Origin of the sequence: Gordonia amicalis NBRC 100051 = JCM 11271, from assembly GCF_000332995.1 — a bacterium.
GTDB lineage: Bacteria > Actinomycetota > Actinomycetes > Mycobacteriales > Mycobacteriaceae > Gordonia > Gordonia amicalis.
This window is the reverse complement of sequence record NZ_BANS01000076.1, coordinates 1-3,373: the sequence shown is the minus strand read 5'-3', so window position 1 is coordinate 3,373 and position 3,373 is coordinate 1. Positions and strand designations below refer to the sequence as shown.

2 protein-coding genes are annotated in these 3,373 nt (G+C 60.9%); both read right to left on the bottom strand.

What is annotated here, in order from left to right:
• The coding region (locus GOAMI_RS22170; protein ID WP_051995462.1) for a DEAD/DEAH box helicase at positions 1-1,566 on the bottom strand (1,566 nt) is incomplete at its 3' end.
• A partial coding sequence (locus GOAMI_RS22165; RefSeq protein WP_006438881.1) for a PDDEXK-like endonuclease domain-containing protein occupies positions 1,536-3,373 on the bottom strand: 1,838 nt, incomplete at its 5' end. The genes GOAMI_RS22165 and GOAMI_RS22170, both read right to left, overlap by 31 nt.

The following is a 3,373-nucleotide window of genomic DNA, read 5'->3' as shown; positions in this document are numbered from 1 at the left end:
CTCGCCAACCAGACCGAACCGCCGGATCAGAACCTCAGCTTCGTCCGGGTCCAACTCGACGAGCGCGCGGAGGATCTCGTCGACGCTCTCGCACTGCTTGAAACGCACCGCACTCGCAACGACGCTCCGGATATGCGCACTAGCTTGCTGGGTCATCGCCGCACTTTCCGCCACCGTGGTAGTAGCTGTCGCAGCCAACTCTTGGTCATCCTTACTCAGCGCCTCACCGTGCTTGTCTGGTTCGGGTAACCATTCCCTCATCAGTGCTGGAACACAGTGGACCTCAACTGTTTCGAGGTGTTGAGCGATCTCGGTGAGCTGCTCGAGGAACGTCCCATGCGCACCGTTCTTCGGGTCTTCAGAGCTTCCCTCGGCGTAGAAGATGAGGAACACTGCGGCACGTCCGTCGGCCTTCGGGCGAAGCACTCGGCCCATGCGTTGAATCATCTGCCGACGAGTTCGGCTGGCAGCAAGGATGATCCCGACATCCGCCTCTGGGACATCGATTCCCTCGTCGAGAACACGGGGAGCAGCCAGAGCTGTGAGACTGCCGTCCTTGAATGACTTGAGGAGCGCGACTCTCTCGTTCCGAGTTAGTTCGCTGGTGTATGGGGCCGCTGCCACTCCTTCTTGCAGGAGAGTCTCAGCAGCGGACGCGGCGGCTGTTTTCGTCTCGGCGAACAGGAGCGTTCGACTTGATCGTTCAAGCCCAGGCGCAATCTCGGCGAGTGCTTGCTCTTTGCCCGAGATTGAGGCGAGCAGGTCGCGACGTTCTGAGAACGCTTTGAGGTACCGCCGAGCGGACCGGACTGACGGATCGCCGCCGAAGTCGTCCTTTGCAAGTAATTGGACGTCTTTGAGGAAAGTCCCGAACGGCTCTGCCCGGCAGCCGTATCGAGAGATGAGATTGGCTCGCTCCGCGCGAGCTACCTCGTCGAGGTTGTCATAACGCGCTCGTTCGCGTGGCGCGAACGGTACTGGCACGAGTGCCACGTTCACTGGCGCGAGGATCCCGTCTTCGTACCCGCGTTGATAGGTACAGCCCGAGATCACGTTCTCGAAGAACGGCATCAGGACTTGTTCGATGCCGTCGTCCGATCGTTCCAGGGTCGCAGTTAGACCCAAGCGATGGTCGAATGAGTGGGTCAGGACTTTCGCGAAGGACTCCGCGGCGTATCTGTGCACTTCGTCGGCGACCACCAGCGAACCATCCGGCGGGCGTTCAACGGCGGGCATCACCGCTGATTGGACAGTCGACACGATCACATCAAAGTGACGGAATGAATCCTGGTAGGCGTCGCCGCGTCGCCCCACTCGTAGCGAGTCATCCGCCGCGACGAGCCGTTCGTGCCACTGGCGGAGTAGGTCACGCGACGGTACGACGACGAGTACCCGTCGACCAACAGCTACCGCTTCCAACGTGGCAGCGATTCCGACTTCAGTCTTCCCTGAACCGGTAACCGCCTCGATGACGCCTCGTCGTCCTCGTTTGCGCCACTCGTCGAGCGCCTCCTCCTGCCAGGCGCGTAGCGGTTTCAAGCTTTCGCCTTCCGCGAGCGAACCCACAGCATCGTGCCGGCCTTCGTCATCTCATCCAGGTGACCGTCTTCCACTAACGCGTTCAGCACGCCCCGTGTCTCACTCTCACTGAGTTTCGCGATGTGACAGGCACGGTCGATCGTCAGCGGAACACTGGACCATGCGGCAGCGACAAGAACCTTCCGAAGAGTCACGTTTGCGGTGGAAGCCCCGGTGTTCGAGCTGTCGGATTCGGCTGCTGATCGACGTAAGAGATCATCTCGGGCGTTCAGGCCTGGCGTGTAGCCACTGTCCTCTTGCCGGTCGTTGACATCGGACCGCGATGTTGGTTCGACGACCGAGGAGGCGGACTTCTGCGCCGGCGGTGGTGGTGCGGTCTCCTTCATCACTCTCGCTACAGACGTGGAAGTGTGAAGTCCTTGGTCGTCCGAATCGCCCTCGCGGTCCTCGATGGGAGCGACAGGCCGTTCGGTATCGGTGGAACCGTCTGACTTGTCACCGTCTCGACTGACGACGGTCGAGGCCGTCGGGGTTTCCCTAGCGTGGTCACCCCCCGGCCTGATTCCCAAGTTGTCGAGTTCGGTCCACAGCGTCGACATCGCTTGTACGCGATCCGCGTAGAACTCGGACTCGCGTACCCGCCAGAAGGTCCATCCGCATCGGCGGAGTTCGATCTCGCGCTCGAGGTCCTCCCGCAGCTGTTCGGGCGTGGTGTGGAACGCGTCGCCGTCGCATTCCACTGCTAGCCGTGATGCACTTCCCGTCACGACAAGGTCGATACGGCGGTTGTTCACCGGGATCTGCGGGTTGACGTGGTAGCCGCGGGCAACGATTTCGTTGAAGACTCGCTGCTCGAAGAGGCTGTCGAAACGAGGATCTCGCACATCATTGGATACGTTCTCGGGCACCGGTTCCGACGTCGCGACGGGCATCGCAGTCATGTGCTCAAGAAGCGATTTGCGGAGATCTCCAGTTCGCAACCGGTCCAGTGTCACCGAGTGGAACAGCCACATCTGGTCTTTGGCACGAGAGGCGCCCACGTTGAAGCGTTGCTCAAACTCCGTCCGGGTAAGTGACTGGAAGTTCTGGTCAGGTGCCACGACCAATGACAGGAAGATGACGTCCCGTTCATCGCCCTGGAAGTCGGGTGGAGTTCCAACCCGGAAGCGACGCGACTCCCACTCCTCTTCTGAAATCCTGCCGCGCAACTCATTCTGGATCGCGGTAACTTGGCCCTGCCCCTGCAAGACAACGACTCCCATCGTCTTGCCGTCGTACTGGGCATCGTCGAGGCACGTGCGCACTTGGTTCGAGATCGCGACGGCTTCAGCCTTGTTTGCGAGCGTGGCGTTCTTCCCGGTGACGGTCGCGCCGGTGACATACGTGCTCTTCAGCGGCGGTAGCCGGTCGGAGCCAAATTGCCGGACTGGTACGAGCGGTGCGTCACGATAGAACTGGTTGCTCGACCAGCTGATGATCTCTGGCATCGATCGGAAGTGCTCACGCAGCCGGACGACCTGACCGAATCTGGATCGTAGGAGCGAGAATAAGCTCGACCGCGGGGTGAACGTGTTCCGGACATGGTCCGGTAGGTCGCCGAGGTAATTGTCCAGGCGTGTGAACACATCATCGAGCCCACCAAGTGCCACTTCGCTGGGGGTGCACTGTTTGTCGTCGCCAACGACGATCACGCGGGGTGCCAACCACAGCAAGTACAGGTTGGTGATGTCCACCTGACTGGCTTCGTCCACGATGACAACGTCAAACGCTCCCGGCTGCGGCGGGATTGATGCGAGGACCTGTTGTGTAGGCATCACCCACGCCGGCACTGACG